Origin of the sequence: Paenibacillus sp. P32E, assembly GCF_001909085.1 — a bacterium.
In the GTDB taxonomy this organism is placed as follows: domain Bacteria; phylum Bacillota; class Bacilli; order Paenibacillales; family Paenibacillaceae; genus Paenibacillus_AQ; species Paenibacillus_AQ helianthi.
Window position 1 is genome coordinate 447,521 of sequence record NZ_LVYY01000001.1, and the last position, 18,858, is coordinate 466,378.

Annotated in this window: 15 protein-coding genes and 1 pseudogene; 14 read left to right on the plus strand and 2 right to left on the minus strand. The window is 50.4% G+C overall.

Annotation, left to right across the window (positions count from 1 at the left end):
- Positions 1-146 precede the first annotated feature (146 nt).
- Positions 147-332, plus strand: coding sequence for an aspartyl-phosphate phosphatase Spo0E family protein (locus A3848_RS01755; RefSeq protein ID WP_074083220.1), 186 nt, complete (start codon positions 147-149; stop codon positions 330-332).
- On the opposite strand, the gene A3848_RS01760 is transcribed toward A3848_RS01755, so the two are convergent.
- On the minus strand, positions 306-881 hold the full coding sequence (locus tag A3848_RS01760; protein ID WP_074083221.1) for a TetR/AcrR family transcriptional regulator: 576 nt from the start codon (positions 879-881) through the stop codon (positions 306-308). The two genes, A3848_RS01755 and A3848_RS01760, sit on opposite strands and share 27 nt — an antisense overlap.
- Before the next feature lie 238 nt (positions 882-1,119).
- Here A3848_RS01760 and A3848_RS01765 point away from each other — a divergent pair, with 238 nt between their 5' ends.
- On the plus strand, positions 1,120-2,352 hold the full coding sequence (locus A3848_RS01765; RefSeq protein WP_083606954.1) for an MFS transporter: 1,233 nt from the start codon (positions 1,120-1,122) through the stop codon (positions 2,350-2,352).
- A 378-nt stretch (positions 2,353-2,730) separates the two neighbouring features.
- Here A3848_RS01765 and A3848_RS01770 read toward each other — a convergent pair whose 3' ends face one another.
- Positions 2,731-4,794, minus strand: a complete 2,064-nt coding sequence (locus A3848_RS01770) for a methyl-accepting chemotaxis protein (protein WP_074083222.1) — start codon at positions 4,792-4,794, stop codon at positions 2,731-2,733.
- Between the two features lie 315 nt (positions 4,795-5,109).
- Between A3848_RS01770 and A3848_RS01775 the strand changes: the two genes are divergently transcribed.
- From A3848_RS01775 to A3848_RS01830, 12 genes and pseudogenes are all read left to right on the plus strand, one after another.
- On the plus strand, positions 5,110-5,952 hold the full coding sequence (locus A3848_RS01775; protein ID WP_074083223.1) for a methyl-accepting chemotaxis protein: 843 nt from the start codon (positions 5,110-5,112) through the stop codon (positions 5,950-5,952).
- Between the two features lie 11 nt (positions 5,953-5,963).
- Entirely contained in the window at positions 5,964-7,172 is a 1,209-nt protein-coding gene (locus A3848_RS01780) for a hypothetical protein (protein ID WP_074083224.1), read from the plus strand.
- Positions 7,173-7,339: 167 nt separating this feature from the next.
- Positions 7,340-8,425, plus strand: coding sequence for a LolA family protein (locus A3848_RS01785; protein ID WP_074083225.1), 1,086 nt, complete (start codon positions 7,340-7,342; stop codon positions 8,423-8,425).
- A gap of 225 nt (positions 8,426-8,650) precedes the next feature.
- Positions 8,651-9,832: an alanine racemase gene (gene alr, locus A3848_RS01790; protein WP_074083339.1), complete on the plus strand. Its 1,182-nt coding sequence runs from the start codon at positions 8,651-8,653 to the stop codon at positions 9,830-9,832.
- A 212-nt stretch (positions 9,833-10,044) separates the two neighbouring features.
- Positions 10,045-10,326, plus strand: a complete 282-nt coding sequence (locus tag A3848_RS01795; protein WP_025708964.1) for a CopG family ribbon-helix-helix protein — start codon at positions 10,045-10,047, stop codon at positions 10,324-10,326.
- Between the two features lie 3 nt (positions 10,327-10,329).
- Complete coding sequence (locus tag A3848_RS01800) at positions 10,330-10,680, plus strand: type II toxin-antitoxin system PemK/MazF family toxin (protein WP_019913013.1); 351 nt, start codon at positions 10,330-10,332, stop codon at positions 10,678-10,680.
- A gap of 217 nt (positions 10,681-10,897) precedes the next feature.
- Positions 10,898-11,455: a TetR/AcrR family transcriptional regulator gene (locus A3848_RS01805; protein ID WP_178381875.1), complete on the plus strand. Its 558-nt coding sequence runs from the start codon at positions 10,898-10,900 to the stop codon at positions 11,453-11,455.
- Between the two features lie 236 nt (positions 11,456-11,691).
- Positions 11,692-12,900, plus strand: coding sequence for an MFS transporter (locus A3848_RS01810; RefSeq protein ID WP_074083227.1), 1,209 nt, complete (start codon positions 11,692-11,694; stop codon positions 12,898-12,900).
- 129 nt (positions 12,901-13,029) lie between these two features.
- On the plus strand, positions 13,030-15,231 hold the full coding sequence (locus A3848_RS01815; protein ID WP_178381885.1) for a Tex family protein: 2,202 nt from the start codon (positions 13,030-13,032) through the stop codon (positions 15,229-15,231).
- A gap of 509 nt (positions 15,232-15,740) precedes the next feature.
- The gene (locus tag A3848_RS01820; RefSeq protein ID WP_244169817.1) at positions 15,741-16,652 is read left to right on the plus strand and encodes a GNAT family N-acetyltransferase; all 912 of its coding nucleotides are present in this window, start codon (positions 15,741-15,743) and stop codon (positions 16,650-16,652) included.
- 160 nt (positions 16,653-16,812) lie between these two features.
- Positions 16,813-17,568 (plus strand): annotated as a pseudogene (locus tag A3848_RS01825) (GntT/GntP/DsdX family permease); the annotation flags it as partial.
- A 66-nt stretch (positions 17,569-17,634) separates the two neighbouring features.
- Positions 17,635-18,783 (plus strand): glycerate kinase family protein, encoded by a 1,149-nt coding sequence (locus tag A3848_RS01830; protein WP_074083229.1) that lies wholly within the window; start codon positions 17,635-17,637, stop codon positions 18,781-18,783.
- Positions 18,784-18,858 lie beyond the last annotated feature (75 nt).

Here is an 18,858-nt window from a genome sequence, read left to right on the forward strand (position 1 = left end):
GCACCCTCGCCGTAAATCCATAGCACAGCAAAAACCGCCGGAAGGTATAACCTTGCATTCCGGCGGTTTTTCATTCAATGCTGCATTTTGCCTTACATCCTATAATTTCACATAACCCTCTAAAATACCTAAGGGAGGTTATGTATATGAAGAAGCTGGAAGCCATTCAGCAGCGCATCGAAGCGGAGCGCAGGAAGCTGAATGAGATCGAAACAACCTATGGACTGCTGCATCCGAAAGTAATTAAGCAATCCATGAAGCTGGATGAATTAATTAATGAATATACAAGAGAAGACAAAGAATCACTACGCGCGAATCCCCTCGAAGGCTAACGCCAGCAGCTTTTCTACAAATTCCCCATTCAGCATGTCCCCTGTAATCAGCAGACGGTAGAATATCGGTCCATACATAAGATCAATACTGTAATTCACATCCAAATCCTTTTTAAGTTCACCCCGGGCTACTCCACGCTCCAGCAGCTCCCTGGCTTCCTGGCGGCGTGGTGCAAAGAATCTGGTTCGGTTAGCCTCAGCCAGGCCTGCATCGAATTGCGCCTCTCCAATCAACTCGGTAATAACCCTTCCCTCACGGCTGCATAGAAAAACAGCCAGATTCGTCGCATGAATTCGAATATCCTCCTGTACGGAGCCCGTGTCCGGCACGGGAAGCCTGGCAGATGCCGCGGACAGATATCCATCAAGCACCACGGCCGCTTTATTGGGCCACCATTTATAGATTGTCGCTTTGCTGACTTTCGCCCGTTCCGCAATTTTCTCAACAGTTACCGCGCCAAACCCCGCCTCCAGCAGCAAATCATAGGATGCGGCAAGAATGGAAGCCTCAGCCTCGTTGTTGCGCGGCCGTCCTCTTTTTTTATCCATAATCCAATCCTCCTGATTTCAATATACCCTAGCCATATTCCGGTTCACTTGGGGAAACTATACGTTCATTATACAAAAGGATACATGAAGTTAGCCAGCCCGACTAAGGATGAATCAAATGAATAAGTTTACAGACAAAACTTTTAATTGCCTATTTACAAAACTATACGTTCAGTATATTATAAAAACATAATTAATGAACTATACGTTTAGTATTTAAATGGAGGGTGGTATTCACATGAACCAGGTAAAGCAGGCAACTCGAGCGTTGAACGTGAAACATGCACAAGAAGGACAGGGAAGTAAGGCAGTCCCCGGTTGGATCACTTTTCTGCTGGCGGCATCCTGCGGGCTGATTGTAGCCAATCTGTATTATGCCCAAACGCTGGTCGGACCGATCAGCGAAGCTACTCATCTCTCATCAGGAGCTGCTGGTCTGATTGTGACACTAACCCAGATTGGTTATGTTATTGGTCTGCTGTTCGTAGTGCCTCTTAGCGATATTATTGAAAACCGCCGTCTAACCGTGATCTCCCTTACCGTAGTGGTGGTTGCTCTGGTTGCGGCCGCCTTCGCTTCGAATGCATCTTTGTTTCTGGGCGCCTCACTATTTATTGGCCTCGGCTCTGTAGCTGCTCAAATTCTGGTACCGTATGCTTCCTATCTGGCAACTGAAGAACACCGCGGCCGGGTCGTGGGAAATGTGATGAGCGGGCTGCTGCTGGGGATTATGTTTGCCCGTCCGCTGGCCAGCTTCATCTCCGGCCTCTGGGGCTGGCATGCGATCTTTGCCATATCTGCTGTAGTGATCACTCTATTGACGATTCTGTTATCCCGTGTTCTTCCAGAGCGCCAGCCTGTACCTTCAATGAACTACGGCGGACTGATCCGTTCCCTGGGTACGCTTTTGAAGAATACACCTGTGCTGCGGCGCCGGGCGATGTATCAAGCCAGTCTTTTCGGAACCTTCAGCCTCTTCTGGACGACCGTTTCATTGCGGCTGGCTGATACCTATCACCTGACTCAACAAGGGATCGCTTTGTTTGCTCTGGCGGGTGTGGCGGGTGCGGTTGCTGCTCCAATTGCAGGAAGATGGGCTGACAGGGGATGGACAAGGCCGTTGACTGGTCTTGCTTTTGGACTTGCGGCCGCTGCCTTTCTGCTGGCTTACCTGTTTCAGGGTGATTCCAAAGTAACGCTGGGACTGCTGGTGGTTGGAGCGATTATATTGGATATGGGGGTATCGGGGAATCTGGTGCTTGGGCAGCGGGCGATATATTCCCTTGGCAGCGAAGCGAGAGGACGCTTGAACGGATTGTTTATGGCGATTTTCTTCATAGGCGGAGCTATTGGCTCCTCGCTCGGGGGCTGGTCCTATGCCTATGGCGGCTGGGGATTAACCACACTGATCGGGCTGGCGCTGCCGGTCCTGGCCTTCTTGTACTACTTGACGGAAAAAAAACAAGCATAAGTTAACAAGGACAATACAGGTGTTGTTATAAAGGACTGCTCTCTAAGCTGGATCAAGCCAGTGCTAGAGATCAGTCTCTTTTTTATGGAGAGCGCCAAATAGACAGCTATCTCGTCAATGGAGACGAGAATAACGTCTATGTGGTTGATGTATCGACGGTCATAAGTACCTTAGGCGAAAGCTCCAAAGAAATCGGAGAAAATCAACGAACAGATCAAGAGTGTCTCGGCTTCTGCTGGGGAACAATTAGCCAGCGTGGAAGAAATTACAGCGGCTTCCAGACTACGTCCTTCCAACAAAAGACCCACAAGAAGATCACCTTGTTCAAAGGGGCCTTCTTGTGGGTCTCTGATTTAGAGAAGCTCTGCTTGCCCGGGTTTACTCTACCCGGAATTTAGAGGCTGCTTCTGCCAGGTTCTTTGTGAGCTGGTCAATCGTTCCCACCATCTCTGCCAGCTGTTCAACGGTATGGGATTGTTCCATCATAGTAGCTGTAACTTCCTGTACCGATGCCGAGACTTCTTCTCCGGTAGCTGAGAGACTTTGAGCCGAATCGAGAACGTCATCCTTGTCCTTTTGCATTTGAGTCATTTCATCAGCCATGGTTTTAATTTGAACCGTTATGTCTGTGACTTTCTCCAGAATGGTCTGGAATGCTTTTTGGGTTTGCCCTACAAGCTCATCCTGCTCAGAGGAAATATTGTTGATTTCAATCACGCTATGATTGTTTTCTGCTACGAAGGCAAGGTTTTGTTGGATGATCTCATAGATATCGTTCGATTGCTTCGAGCTCTGCTCAGCGAGCTTGCGGATCTCGGAAGCCACTACTGCAAAGCCTCTGCCATGCTCTCCGGCTCTTGCGGCTTCAATCGATGCATTTAGCGCGAGCAGATTGGTTTGAGTGGCAATCTGGTTGATGGCTCCTGTGATATTGCTGATGCTGTTGGAGCTGTCCTGAAGCTTAACGGTGATGGCAGAGATTTTCTGGACCTCCTGCTCATTCTTGTCACTGATCTGGATCAGACCCTCGACAACCTGATTGCTAATATGGAAGACTTCGACGATTTCTTCAGCTCTCTGTCTGACCGATTGCGCATTATCGTTCATCACAGCCACTTTCTTGCTGAATCCAGAGAACTTATCGACGATATGTTCAGTGTCATTGGACTGAAGCTCCATCGCCTGGGCAATTCCCATTGAGGTTACGGAGGTTTCATTAATCGAACGAGCAGTCTGCTTGGAGGTCTCCTCAAGCTCATTGGTGCTTGTATTGAGTACTGCAATCGAATGGTTCATATTGGTGATGAGCTCTTTATTTTGCCGGACCATGCCATTGAAGCTATCTGCCAAGTCCTTGAACTCACTGTCATACCGGCCGTTAGCTGCCACGGTTAAGTCGCCTGTAGCCAACTGTTTGAACAGTCTGGACAATGTGATAATGGGTTTGGTTATCCAGCGGGATAATATTAATCCGAAACCAATGGCTATGATCAGGGCTAAAACAGTTACGATCAACATTTTGAGGAACATATCGCGTATAGGCTGTTGAATGTCGTCGAGGGGATCGGATACAGTAATCATCAGATCCGCCCCCGGAATTTTGCTCAATCGGATATAACTATCTTCCGTTTCGGTAGAACTAGCCTTTATCTCTCCGGCTGCCCGATCCTCCAGGAAGGCTTTGGTCCCGGGGTTATCGCCAATGCTTTGCCCGGTTTGGGAGGGATTCTTTGAGTTGTACAGGATAATTCCGCTCCGGCTCGAAATAACTATAGTCCCTTGGTCATTAATTCTGATTTTACCCAATTTATCGGTGAAGAAGCTGCTGTCCTCGGTCATGGCGAACACACCTAATACCTTGCCGTCCAAGTCTTTGATAGGCTGGGCAAAAGCTATGATTAGCTTTTTACTGCTTTTAGACGTAATCGCATCACTGATGAATGGGGCTCCTTTTAGCGCTTCAGTAAAGTATTCCCGGTCGGATCTGGACTGGCTAATCGTGTCAGGTTTTGTGCCGGCAACAATAGTTCCATTAGTATCCAGAACCAGCATGGCATCTGTTCCCCGTGTTCCTTTTATACTATCCATCAGTATTGTATTAGCTTTGTCAAAATACGGGTTTTTCGATGAAAAGAACTCTTTGTCTGGAATAGAGCCTTCTGCTCTAAGCTTCAATAGTTCTTTAAAAGTATTATGAACAGAAATGACATAAGAAGTCTGCTCCTGCAACTGCATGGCCGTCCACAATCCCTCCCCTATACGATCGCCGTTTGCGTTGATTTCATCCTTACTTTTCCGGAGCAGCAAATCCGATGAGAATAGATATACTGTTACCGAAGTCGCCAAGAGAACGACCGCCACCAGCAGGCTTAATAAGAAGGGAAGCTTTACCTTTAAAGAAATGTTCCCTATTTTTTTGGTTGCTTTGTTTACGTTCCCCATATGTTCATTCTCCTCTGTTTTTAAAGTAATCTGTAAATGGCTACGTTACATTATCGGTAATAAAATCGCGTTAATTGAATGAGAAAATCTTACATTCTCCCTTTCTGCTTTTCTGGATAAATCGTTGGTTACTGTAACCTAGTTGTAGCAAGTATTTGTGTAAAAAAAATGATAGAAATATAAGAATATTTGGTTCTCCGCATAGAGGATAATATGAAACCAGCTCTGTGGTCTTCAGGGTAAGATATCTAATATTGCTATAGTTTTTCATGTGCTATAATAATCAAAAATGTTATCGTAGGAGCTGTTACAGGCATGGAAAACCAAAGTGAAACAGACATCGGGCAATTGCTAGAATCTTTGAAAATATCATTACCGCTGGTGCAGCAACTATTTCCACTTGATGTAATGTTCGCGTTGGCGGATGTGGAAAAGTTCATCTATTATCTTCCAGGGAAGGAGCTGGATATCCGGATACAAGAAGGCACTCCGGTTCCGCAAAGCGGAGGATTACGGTTAGCGCTGGAAACAGGGGAAGCCGCCAGTGCAAACATACCGAAGGAAATCTACGGATGGCCTTTCAAATCCTCCTCCATCCCGATTAAGGACAAGAACGGGGCGGTTGCGGGCGTGTTCACGATAGGAATCAGCCTCAGCAATCAGGAGACCCTGAGCTATGCGGCGAACTCACTGGCGGTGACTTCGGAAGAGATCAGTTCCACTTCGGAGGAGATTGCCGGGACAGCCTCTGAATTAGCCAACACCGTAAGCGATCTGAAGGTGCTGGGCCAGAGGGTTGTAGAGGAGCTTCACAAGACAGATGAGATTCTGGATTTCATCCGGAAAGTGGCGGATAACTCCAACCTGCTGGGCCTTAATGCCGCTATCGAGGCTGCACATGCGGCTGAGCATGGGCGTGGATTCGGCATTGTCGCGCAGGAGATCCGGAAGATGTCCGTATCCAGCGCATCGTCTGCGAAGGATATCGCCGGCATCCTGCAGATGATCAAGAAGAACATTAACGAGATGGATGCAACGCTGATGGATTGTATGGCTCAAAGCGAACGTCAGGCGGCAGCGACGGAGGAAATTACCGCCTCCATGCAGCAAATGGCCGCATCTGCCGTAGAGATTGAGAAGATCGCGCGGCTGATCTGAGGAGAGTAGTTATGAAAAGGATTCCAAGTCTACTAATTATGCTGATGTCTGTACTTGTATTGCTGAGTCCTATGCCTGCTGCTGCAGAAGCAGTGAATCCCGGTACCGGTACGGAGCCGCAACTAGAGCAGCAAGACCCGATTAACTTCCCTGTTTCTACTTATGGATATAAGTACTTGGGAACGGCGAACGGACTCTTGTACTTCAAGGAGCCGCTTTTGAGCAAGAATCCGCGTAATACCAAGGGGCAGATGCTTCAGGAGTATGTCGTGACAATCAATCCCAAGACGAATAAGGTGGAGTGGGAGCTTCCGATTTATGGGGGATTCAAGTTCGGTGATCGTGCTTTTTTTGACAAGGCAGGTAATTTGTATAGTCTAGTTGGCGCGGGGCTGAAGCAATTCTCTAATGAAACATTTCTCTATTCCATTAGTCCCAAGGGGACAATGAATTGGGAGGTTATCTTTCCCAGACCGCTTGAGATTGACAGTCTGATCAACAATAAATTGTTTGTGCATGACAACTCCTCGGTCTACGCAGTGAATCTGAACGGTACAGTGGCCTGGAGTAAAAGTTTCGAAAGGGAAAAAATGCAGCCTTCCCATTTTCTTAGCGGGGTCGCCTTGAATGAAATATTGACGCTCAAATATAATTCGCAGCATATCGAGGCATCTTTTGACGTCCTGGACTGGAATCTCAAGAAAAAAATAAGCTATCCGCTAAACGCGAACAGTACAGTAGAGCAAGCGCTCAAGCTTAACAATGATATATATATCCTCAAAATAAAGAAATCCGAGAGCTTGACGCTGCTGGCTGCTATAGGAACAGACGGAAAAGTGAAATGGACAAAGGGAATTGATCCGACAACAAACAGACTATATGTCGTGGACGGCAAACTCTTATTCGCCAATAATAAAGGGTTCTATGTACTGAATGGCAGCGGCGAACAGCTGAATCATACCCCGCTTGCTCCCATACCTGTCAAAGGAATAGCCTACAGATTACGGCTGGATGACAAGTACATCTCTATTACGTCCGATAGCAGAATTGAGACGAAAACTGCGCTTACCGTGCTGGACCGGAAAAGCTACAAAACGCTGTATTCATTCGCTTACCCGCTCAAAGTTGGAGAACAGCCGGCAATCTATTGTGATGATATTTTCTTCAGCCAGGGCAGGTTTTTCACCGTCTATAACGATCAGCTCATTCCGTTCAAATGACACATCAGTTCAGCAAGTCCGTGCACCTGCACGGGCTTTTTGGTGCGGCCGGGCGGCCACCCGTGAATATCCTTCCTGCTTGTCATGCCCGTCTGCATATTGCAGGCAAGTCCCTCATAGACATGTACTAATCAATGCTTTTCAAAACAGGTTAAGGGGATGATGTCATGCGCCGGATAACATGGGTACTCGCTATCATTATGAGCGTGACCCTGGTGCTTGCGGGGTGCGGGAAGAAGGATGCCGCTTCCGTGGTCAAGGATTTGAACAATGTGTCTGATAAATTGGAGAGCAAGCAGGGGGCTTACCAGGGTTCAGGCACAATGACGCTGTACACCGGCGAGCAGCCACAGGAGTATAAGGTGGAGGTCTGGTACAAGAATCCTTCCTACTACCGGATCAGCCTGTCGAACGTCCAGAAGGATGTGACGCAAATCGTGCTGCGCAATGATGAGGGCGTATTCGTACTGACACCTAGCCTTGGCAAAAGCTTCCGCTTCCAGAGCGACTGGCCGGACAATCAAGGTCAGGTCTATCTGTATCAAACACTGGTCCGGGGAATTGTCTCCGATAACAACCGCCAGTTTGTGGAGGACGGAGACAACTACGTGTTCGAGGTAGCGGCCAATTATCAGAGCAGCGCACTGGTCCGCCAGAAGATCTGGCTAGCCAAGAAGACCTATGAGCCTAAGCAGGTGCAGGTCTCTGACTCCGAAGCCAAGGTTGTGGTGAATGTGAAGTTCGACAGCTTCAAGTTCGATCCGGAATTCACGAAGGATTCTTTTGATATGCAAAAGAATATGGCCACCGGCAAAGCATCCGAAAGCACGCTGGCGGAAGTTGACGAGAACGGCAACCCGGTGACTGCACCGGAGAACAGTAAACCGTCAGAGAAGCCGGTAACCGCTGAGCTCGGTGATTTCGGAATCATTGAACCAGGCTATATTCCTGCCGGTGTGAAGCTTAAGGACTCCAACAAAATTGAGGACAGTAAAGATCATTCTGTACTGATCCGTTATGACGGGACCTACCAGTATACGATTATGGAATCGCGTCCGCTGGACCGTGCCGTCTCGCTCGCTCCGGGTAGTGTGATTGATTTGGGCTTCACGGTAGGTCTCCTCAGCGGTGACGAACAGCAGACACTTACCTGGATGAGTGATGGTGTGGAGTACCGGATTACCAGCGCAAATCTCCCGGTTAACGAAATGATGCAAATCGCCGCTTCTATGGAGGAACAAACGGGTAAGTAAATATCAGTAGGCGGATACTGCGTATTGTGGGAGTCATTCCTCTACATGCAGTGTCCGTTTTTTTTATCTTCTTGACGAGGACAGGCCCGGTGGTAGTTCTGCAAAAAGATAGTTCCCGCTTACATTGACAGCCGCCTTCCATTAGCATTACCATTGACAGTAAGACTTAAATCAATGAGATGCTGCAGGAGATGTTTTACTACAATGTTAGAAGGTGACCCTGAAGTGCAAGCAAGCTATCGACCTACAGTAGCCGAGATTAATCTCGATGATCTGCGTACCAATTATGAGGCCTTCCGTAAGGTTCTTCCAGTGGAGACCAAATTCATGGGATGCGTCAAAGGTAATGCGTACGGCCATGGGGCTGTGGAAGTGACCCGGGAGCTGGAACGGCTCGGAGCGGACTATGTAAGTGTAGCTTTTCTGGATGAGGCATTGGAGCTGCGTGAAGCGGGAATACTACTTCCTATTCTCGTACTCGGCTACACCTCACCGGAAGGAATAGCCGTTGCCTGGAAGAACCATGTAACCGTAACACTGTTCACACCGGAGGTGCTTGAGGCGGTAAGACAGCTTCCTGACCTACCGGAGCACCGGCTGAAGGTGCACATCAAGATTGACAGCGGGATGGGAAGGCTGGGGCTTTTACCGGCTGACGCGCCTGAGTTCATCGCTGAAGTGCATTCTGTAGCGCAGGCGGAGCTGGAGGGAATGTTCACACATTTTGCCAAAGCAGACGAAGAAGACAAAAGCTATACACTGTTGCAGCACCGACGGTTCATGAGCGTGGCCGAAACGCTTCGGGACAGAAACATTCACATCCCGATCATACATACGGGCAATAGCGCTACGGCCATTGATACACCTCTTCTATCCCGAAACATGGTGCGTGTAGGCATAAGCTTGTACGGTCTCTATCCCTCCACAGAGGTGAACCACGAGCTTGTGGCTTTACACCCGGTAATGACGCTGAAAACGCAGGCGGTATATGTAAAGACCTTGCCGCCGGATTGGGGAATCAGCTACGGCACCCGGTATTTCACAGACAGCGAAGAGATCATTGCAACGCTTCCTGTGGGGTACGCTGACGGATATTCCCGCATGCTAACAGGCAAAGCGGAGGTGCTAATACGAGGACGCCGCGTTCCTGTCGTCGGAACGATCTGCATGGACCAGTGTATGGTAACGCTCAAATCTTTCGCTGAAGAAGCGGAACAAATCAAAGCTGGCGAAGAGGTTGTTCTCATCGGCCGCCAGGGCGCCGTGTCCATTACGGCGGATGAACTGGCACTCCATCTTGGAACGATTCACTACGAGGTAATCTGTATGCTGGCCCACCGGGTGCCGCGTGTGTATGTACGCGAAGGCACTGCTCCGAACCTGGTCAACCCCTTGCTGCAGACCTAATGTCATTGCCGTGCTACTCATGCAGGAACTGAATAGAAGGATTATGCCGTGTAGACTAGTATGACTTATGGTCTATACGAACCGCCAATTGTAGTTTATAATGGAATGCAGCATACTTGATATACTGGCGGCATATATTCCTTGTATAAAATTCCTTGTATATTGTAACACTGGAACACAAGGGCAGAAGGTTTGTGGGGGTGGAAGAGAAGGTGGCCAATTTGCAGAACACCAAAAGAATCATGATCAGCTTGCCCGATCATCTCTTGCAGGAAGTGGATGGGATCGTCCAATTGGAGAACTCCAACCGGAGTGAATTGATCAGGCAGGCCATGAAGCTGTATCTAAGCGAACGGAGGAAACGGACCATACGCGATTCGATGCAGCGTGGCTATATGGAAATGGCTAAAATCAATTTGACCATGGCGTGCGAGGCGTTTCTCGCGGAGGAAGATGCAGACAGTACTCTTGGCCGCTTAGTAAGCGGGGTGTAGATATTGATCGTTAAACGCGGCGACGTTTTTTTTGCCGACCTTTCGCCGGTGGTGGGTTCAGAACAAGGCGGAGTACGGCCGGTACTGGTCATTCAGAACGATATTGGCAATCGCTTCAGCCCGACAGTCATAGTGGCAGCCATCACTGCCCAGATTCAGAAGGCTAAACTGCCGACGCATGTAGAAATTGATGCGGCTGCTCACGGCTTTGACCGGGATTCCGTCATATTGCTGGAGCAGGTTCGGACAATTGACAAACAACGCTTAACCGATAAGATCACCCACCTGGATGATGAAACGATGAAACTGGTGGACGATTCGCTGCAAATCAGCCTGGGACTGATTGATTTTTGAATCAGGCAGACTATAGATCGCACGATAATGTATGGAAAGGCGCACTCGGGATAACCCGGTGCGTCTTTTTTAACTCTATATGAACGCTATGCCGGGCAGACGGTGTCTATTTCACTTTGAGAAAACCCTGTGCTATAATTAGACCGTACGGTCGGTCTAGAAGGAGGTGGTCAGGATTAAAGGACGTTCTGACGGAGAAGAGACAAAGAAACGCATAGTGCAGAAGGCAGCACAGCTGTTTGTGCAAAAAGGATACGGAGCGGTAACCATGAACGAGGTGTGTTCAGCGGCCAAGGTCAGCAAAGGGAGCCTGTATCATCATTTTCCCAGCAAGGATGAGCTGTTCCTGTACATTGTGGAAGATGATACAGAGCAATGGCTGCTCCAGTGGACACAGAAGAAGAGCAGCATCAGCGGTTTCGAAGAGCGGTTCTATGCACTTGGTGAGCATTATGCGAACGATTACCAGAACCCGCTGATCCGGGCACTTGAGGAATATGCCAGATCCCGTGCCCTTTCCAATGAGGTTCAAGAGCGTCTTGCACGGCTCTACGAGTCCGGCTCAGAAGCCTGCCGCAATCTTCTGCAAGAGGGGATGGACTCTGGATATCTGGTCAAAGGCGATCTGGACAATTATGTAATCGTTGTGAGCGGACTGCTGGAGGGTGTCGGCAGAGTTAGCGAGATCATGGCCGTTGTCCATGCGCCGAATGATATCATGAAATTTTACCGGGAAGCGATAGCGCTGCTGCTGCAGGGTATACGTGCGCGGTAAGGGAACGTGGCAAATTTCCAATATGGCAAGATTAGAGGTACATGTACCTTTGAAATCGCCGCGAACGGGCAATATGGCGGAAAGAGTTAAATTACCACGCGGTATGTACCCGTTGGGTGATTTTCTTATCATGTGTAATTAGACCGGGTGGTCGGTCTTGTGCGGAATATATTAATAACTAACGGGAACACCGAAGATATGAACATTGTGTTCTGGGAATACGGAGGTTACTTCAAATGAAATTATTACTTAGAAACCGGGGCGCGATGCTGCTCCTGATGCTGAATATATTCCTGGCCTTTACAGGGATTGGTCTGGTTGTTCCAATTATGCCTACTTACATGAATGAGCTGCACATTGGAGGCAGTGTAGTTGGATTGCTGGTGGCCGCCTTCTCACTGACCCAGCTGATTCTCTCCCCTTGGGCCGGCGGACTGTCCGATAGAGTGGGGCGCAAAAAAATCATTGTCTGCGGATTGGTTGTCTTTGCAGTGTCGGAGCTGTTGTTTGGTCTTGCCGAATCAAGCTGGCTGCTGTTTGTGTCGAGAATGCTGGGAGGTGCCGGAGCAGCCCTGATTATGCCTGCGGTCATGGCCTATGTAGCGGATACGACCTCTATGGAGGAACGGGCTAAAGGCATGGGACTGATTAATGCTGCCATTACTACCGGGTTTATCATTGGACCGGGTCTGGGGGGCTATCTGGCTGAGCTTGGCATTCGTGTGCCTTTCTTCGCGGCTGCGGGTGCTGCAGCATTCGTTGGCGTGGTGACCTTCTTTGTACTGCCGGAGTCCCGTTCCCGGGAGCAGCTTGCCGCAGCCGGGTCCAAGGAGGGGAGTAAAGACCGCCTTATCTCCCAACTGGTGCGTTCCTACCGGGAACCCTACTTTTTCGGCTTGCTGATCGTTTTCGTGCTTTCCTTCGGGCTTGCTAATTATGAGACGGTATTCGGATTGTTTGTGGATCACAAATTTGGGTTCACGCCCAAGGATATCGCCTTTGTCCTGACCTTTGGCTCGATTTCGGGAGCTGTGATTCAGGTTACGGCATTCAGCTGGATTTTGAACCGTTTTGGCGAAAATAAGGTCATTTCGGCCTCTCTGCTTGCTGCTGGATTATTTATCCTTTTGACCTTATTTGTAAAGGGCTATTGGGCGATCGTCGCTGTGACCTTCATTGTGTTTCTTGCCATGGATATTCTGCGTCCTGCTGTCGGCACACAGCTCTCCAAAATGGCCGTGGAATCACAGCAGGGCTTCGTGATGGGCATGAATTCTGCCTATACAAGTCTCGGGAATATTGCCGGACCTATTGTCGCAGGCGTCCTGTTTGACCTGGATATTAACTTTCCATACGCTGTGGCTGCGCTTGTACTCGTGCTCTGTTTTGTGCTGTCGCTCGGTTCACGAAAACGGATGAGCCGCCCCGGCCGGCAAGTGAAGTAATGGTCTGCTGCTGCTCCCGGATTTTGGCGCGGAGCTAATCTGTGATACTATTTCAGGTAGAGATCATATGAACACAGACCGTGTACGGAAAGAGGGATTTCATTGACAGTGGATACAAATCAAGGGGGTCTGGCGGCTGAAGAAGCGCTGGCCCGCCAGGAGCAGGAAACGATCACACAGGCGATTGCCAAGGAGCTTGGCATCAGTGTGAAGCAGGTGCGGACGACGGTAGGGCTGCTGGATGAGGGGAATACGATTCCTTTTATCGCCCGCTACCGTAAGGAAATGACCGGCGAGCTGGACGAGAACGTGCTGCGTGATATTGAAGAGCGGCTGGGCTATCTGCGCAATCTGGGGGACCGCAAGAAGGATGTACTCCGCAGCATCGAGGAGCAGGGTAAGCTGACACCAGAGCTGCATCAGCAGATTATGAAGGCGGTCAAGCTGCAGGAAGTGGAGGATTTGTACCGTCCGTTCAAGCAGAAGCGTAAGACAAGAGCAAGTGTGGCTAAGGAAAAAGGGCTGGAACCGCTGGCAGACTGGGTCATGGAGCAGCACCGTCAGGGCAACCCGCTGGAGGAAGCCGCGAAATATATAGATGTGGACAAAGGTGTGGAAAGCGCCGAGCTGGCGCTTCAAGGTGCGATGGACATCATCGCGGAGAACATTGCCGACGATCCCGCGATCCGTTCCTGGGTCCGCCAGTATACAGCCAGCCAAGGTGTGCTGGTCTCGGAAGCGAAGGATGCAGAGCAGGAGAGTGTCTACGAGAATTACTATAATTACCGTGAACCGGTACATAAAATGCCGCCGCACCGCATTCTCGCCATCAACCGCGGCGAGCGGGAGAACGTGCTGAAAGTCGGCATCGAGGTGACTGCCGACAAGATTCATGCTTTTATCCAGCGGAAGCTGATTAAGGGGCCGTCCCCGGTCAAAGACCTGCTGGAAGCCGTGACCGAGGACGCCTACAAGCGGCTGATTGCACCTTCCGTGGAGCGCGAGGTGCGCGGGGAGATGACGGAAAAAGGTGAAACGCAAGCGATTTCCATCTTCTCCGGAAATCTGCGCAGCCTGCTGCTGCAGCCGCCGGTGAAGGGTCGAAGCGTTCTTGGCGTCGACCCGGCCTACCGCACCGGCTGCAAGCTGGCCGTGGTGGACGACACCGGCAAGCTGCTGGAGGTGGCGGTCACCTATCCAACGCCGCCGAACAACAAGAAGAAAGAGGCGGCGGCGAAGTTCAAAGAGCTGATTGCCAAATATGGCATACAGCTTATAGTGATCGGCAACGGCACCGGCTCGCGGGAGACGGAGCAGTTCACCGCCGAGGTCATCGCAGAGATCGGCGATCCTGGGCTGGCGTACCTCATTGTCAATGAGGCCGGAGCCAGTGTGTATTCTGCCTCCAAGCTGGCGCAGGAGGAGTTCCCTGATCTGGATGTGGCGGAGCGCAGCGCCGCCTCCATCGCCCGCCGCGTGCAGGACCCGCTCGCGGAACTGGTGAAGATCGATCCGAAGGCGATCGGTGTTGGGCAGTACCAGCATGACGTTTCCCAGAAGCATCTGGAGGAGAGTCTTAAAGGTGTTGTAGAATCGGCGGTTAACCATGTCGGTGTTGACGTGAACACGGCCTCCGCTTCCCTGCTGTCCTATGTCGCCGGGGTCAATGCGACCATTGCCAAGAATATTGTGAAGTTCCGCGAGGAGAACGGCAAGTTCACCACGCGCAAGCAGCTGCAGAAGGTCCCGCGCCTGGGGGCCAAATCCTACGAGCAGTGCATCGGTTTCCTGCGCATTCCCGGCGGCGACAACACGCTGGACCGGACGCCTATCCACCCGGAATCCTATCCGGTGGTGGACCGTCTGTTCCGGGAGCTGGGGCTGGATGTATCCTCGCTCGGCAGCAAGGAAGTCGCCTCACAGCTTGAGGCACAGGATGCCGCTGAGCTGGCCGTGAAGCTGGAAGTCGGCGTGCCTACACTGCGTGACATCCTGGAAAGCCTGCAGCGTCCGGGCCGCGATCCGCGTGAGGAGCTGCCGCTGCCGATCTTCCGCACGGATGTGCTGAAGATCGAGGACCTGGTTCCCGGTATGGAGATGCAGGGAACGGTACGCAACGTAATTGATTTCGGCGCCTTTGTCGATATCGGCATCAAGAACGACGGGCTGGTGCATATTTCCCAGCTAAGCGGGAGCTTTGTGAAGCATCCGATGGACGTGGTCTCCGTGGGAGACAACGTTACCGTATGGGTGATGGGTGTCGACCTGAAGAAAGGCCGTGTCAGCCTGACTATGCGCCCGCCGCGTGATAATGCCGGAGGCGCGAAGTAAAATATTAAGCCAGCCATCTGCATCGGAAGTCGAAGCAGATGGCTTTTTTGTTGTAGAGGAAATTATACTGTGAAAAAAATGGTGGATCACTCCGATTGAAAAGTGAGAGGGATAAACGTGAAGAAACAGACCGGAGGAAACGAAATAGAATAAACAACCAAGTCGATAAAGTGATTCAATATTATTTTTGATGGCCTAAGAGGAAATACCTCTGATCCCGCCGTAAACGGGCTAGCCGGCAAAATGAGAGGTAGGAATACCCTTGATTGGGGAGCAATGCCGTTACCTGCGGCAATGAGATGCTGGATTCACCCGTTAGGGGAGTGGATTCCTTGTCAAAACGGAAGCGTTCCTTCGGGAACTACTACAATAATATAAGCTGCACATTGTAACTCTTATTGGCTTAAGGTACTGAATAGTACTGAATAGATATATTCATTTATTAGCTAGCCGCACTATTTTCCATCATGATATTATTTGGAATAATATAGGAAAAGGTGGAGACATTATTGAATGAACTCGTGATTCGGAATTTTAAGCAGGAGGACATGCCGGGACTGGGTGAATTTTATCAGGCGGTGACCGCAGGTGATCCTGTGATTTTTTGGTGGGTAGGCGAAGAAGAGAACTATTCGAATGTGTTTTGCGCTTTTGAAGGACAACAGATGGTCGCCAAAGGGCAGGTTGCCGTATTCAATATCATTGCACCTGAATGTGAGACGGAGAGCAAGCACAAGATTTTCCTTAATCTGAAGGCTTTCCCGGGTAGGGAAGAGGATGTGGAACTGCTGAATTCTGTGTATAAGCGCCTGCTGGCTCGGGCCCGTGAGATCAAAGCGACGCTGCCGGACAGTCATGGAACTATACTGTGTGTGGGGAACTACTTGGCGGAAGAGAGCTACCACCGTTATTTTCAGCAGCAGCAGGGGTATCAGTATTTACACAGCTTATATAGTCTGAAACGTGACTTGAATGAGCCTGTTGCGGAGCTGCCGCTCCCTGAAAGTGTGGACTTCATACAATGGCATATGGAGACCCCTGAGGAGCAGGAACAGTATATGCAGCTGGAAGCTGAAGTGTGGCCGGATGCTCCAATTGGAGCAAAACGGCTTGGCGAATATCGCAGTCATCCGCTGTGGACCGCCATCATTGCACGCGAAGCAGGAACGATTGTTGGCAGTGTAATGGTCTGGCAAGAAGACGAGGGTGGCGTTGTTGAGGATGTGTTTGTCAGGGAGACCTGGAGAAGACGCGGTATAGCCCGATTTTTATTGAGCGAAGCCTTGATATATTTGCAGGGGCATGGGCTTGAAACCGCCTCACTAGTTACCGGAACGGACAACCATTCCGCCCAGGCTCTTTATCATTCTGTTGGTTTTCATACGGAGAGCGAAGAAACCAGATATTACATAGAGCTATAAGGATCACCGGCTGGCAGCAGTATATAGCGCGATATATTTCACTATGGATCAGAACCTCCTGTAATCACAGCTATTGACTGTGACTTACTAGAGGTTTTCTTTTGGTCAACTGCACAATACATTTGTCCGATCATCAATATTTTTTTATATAGGGCAGCCTGTACTTGTAAGCGGTATACAAAGTGCGATGGGTACAATACTTCGCGTGCTTGCTGGTGGGGTGCTGGCAGGGGGGATGATGGAATCTGGGGCGGCAGAGATGATAGCGCAGGCCATCGTGAAAAAATTTGGCGGCAGCAAGGCCATTCTTGCTCTTGCCTTGGCGACGATGATCATTACAGCGGCGGGTGTATTTATACCTGTAGCTGAACTGATAGTGGCACCGATTGCTTTGTCGGTAGGGAACATCCTCTCGCCCAATCCCAATACGATTGCCGCTGCACGGGGGTTCGGCCTGGATCTGAGCCATGTGCTGCTGGCTGGCTTCATTCCGGCAGTCTGCGGCCTGATCGTAACCGTTATTGTAGCATCGCTTCTGAAAAATAAAGGTGTAAAGGTGCTGGATGAGGAAGCAGTGTACAACGAAGCAGACAACTCCAAATATCCGCCTCTTCGTAAGGCTGTCGTGGCACCGCTCGTTGCGGTCATCCTGCTGATGATCTCCTATCGGTTCGATTACGGGTATTGACGTGCTGTCCAGCATTAAGGTTGCTGCGCTGTACATTCTGCCGATTGCCGGAATCATTGGTCTGCTGGCCATGGGTCAGGGGACCGAATTCTGGTGTACACCTCCTCCGGTCTGAATAAAATGACAGCGACGGTGCTGATCCTGATCGGTGCCGGCGGGATTGCCGGACTGATTGCCGCTTCCGACTTGTCCGTCCAGATCGTCAGCCTGATTCAGACGGCGGGTATGTGGCAACGTTATTATCCGTTTCTTTTTAAAAGGCACAGATTTTAATATATGGCATGAGGTGAGGATATGGGAGAGAAAGAGAAAACATTTGTACTGGCACCGGACTCCTTCAAAGAGAGCATGAGCGCCAAGGAAGTATGTGTCGCAATGGAAAAGGGGCTCCGGAAGATCTATCCGGCTGCTCATTACATTCATGTGCCGATGGCTGACGGCGGGGAAGGTACCGTACAGTCACTGGTCGATGCTTCGGGCGGGGAAATCCATTATAAAGAGGTCACTGGACCTCTCGGCCAGAAGGTTATCGCCCAATATGGAATTCTTGGCGGAGGACAGACTGCGGCGATTGAAATGGCCTCCGCGAGTGGTATACATCTGGTGTCGCAGGAAACCCGGAATCCTATGATCACCACTACTTACGGTACCGGGGAGTTGATCCGGGAGTGTCTGGACCGGGGCATCCGCAAAATCATTATCGGTATCGGAGGCAGTGCGACGAATGACGGCGGTACAGGCATGGCTGAGGCGCTCGGGGCCAGATTCCTGGATGAGTCGGGAGCAGAGCTTCCCCGCGGGGGTGGCAGTCTGGGAAGACTGGCAAGTATAGATATTACAGCGCTGGACGAACGCCTGCAGCACGTACAATTGATTGTAGCGTGTGATGTGACGAATCCGCTCTGCGGGGAGCAGGGCGCTTCCCGGGTATTTGGCCCGCAAAAGGGAGCTGACCCGGAGAGGGTACAGAAGCTGGACGCGAATCTGGCCCATTATGCTGCGATTGTGAAGCGACAGCTTCACAAGGATGTATGTGATCTGCCGGGAGCAGGTGCTGCCGGAGGATTGGGGGCGGGGCTGATGATCTTTACCCAAGCGGTACTCCAAAAGGGGATCGAAATTGTTATAGAATATACCGGTTTGAAGGACAAGCTGGCGGGTGCCGATATTGTGTTCACAGGGGAAGGGGGCATTGACTTCCAGACGAAGTTTGGAAAGACACCCTACGGTGTCGCCCGCACTGCCAAAGCCAGAGGCATACAAGTCATTGCTATTGCCGGTTACATTGGCGAGGGCATTGAGTCCCTGTATGAGGAGGGTTTTACCGCGATCTTCGGCATTGTTCCCGGGGCCAGCGGGCTGGAGAAGCTGCTGGCCGCGGGGCCGCAGAACGTAGAGCGGACCTGTGAGAATATTGCGAGAATTCTGAAACTAAGCGAATAGCATAAGCAGAGGCTCTGGAGAATTTATTTTCTTCAGGGAAAGTATAGCTGACTTTTTCTGCATTTGTCAGGGGCA

What these genes read in the sequence shown, in the direction of transcription:
- A3848_RS01765 (WP_083606954.1), top strand. Translation starts at nt 1,120, where the DNA reads ATGAACCAGGTAAAGCAGGCAACTCGAGCGTTGAACGTGAAACATGCA.
- A3848_RS01785 (WP_074083225.1), top strand. Translation starts at nt 7,340, where the DNA reads ATGCGCCGGATAACATGGGTACTCGCTATCATTATGAGCGTGACCCTG.
- A3848_RS01830 (WP_074083229.1), top strand. Translation starts at nt 17,635, where the DNA reads ATGGGAGAGAAAGAGAAAACATTTGTACTGGCACCGGACTCCTTCAAA.
- A3848_RS01775 (WP_074083223.1), top strand. Translation starts at nt 5,110, where the DNA reads ATGGAAAACCAAAGTGAAACAGACATCGGGCAATTGCTAGAATCTTTG.
- A3848_RS01780 (WP_074083224.1), top strand. Translation starts at nt 5,964, where the DNA reads ATGAAAAGGATTCCAAGTCTACTAATTATGCTGATGTCTGTACTTGTA.
- A3848_RS01755 (WP_074083220.1), top strand. Translation starts at nt 147, where the DNA reads ATGAAGAAGCTGGAAGCCATTCAGCAGCGCATCGAAGCGGAGCGCAGG.
- A3848_RS01810 (WP_074083227.1), top strand. Translation starts at nt 11,692, where the DNA reads ATGAAATTATTACTTAGAAACCGGGGCGCGATGCTGCTCCTGATGCTG.
- A3848_RS01760 (WP_074083221.1), bottom strand. Translation starts at nt 881, where the DNA reads ATGGATAAAAAAAGAGGACGGCCGCGCAACAACGAGGCTGAGGCTTCC.
- A3848_RS01770 (WP_074083222.1), bottom strand. Translation starts at nt 4,794, where the DNA reads ATGGGGAACGTAAACAAAGCAACCAAAAAAATAGGGAACATTTCTTTA.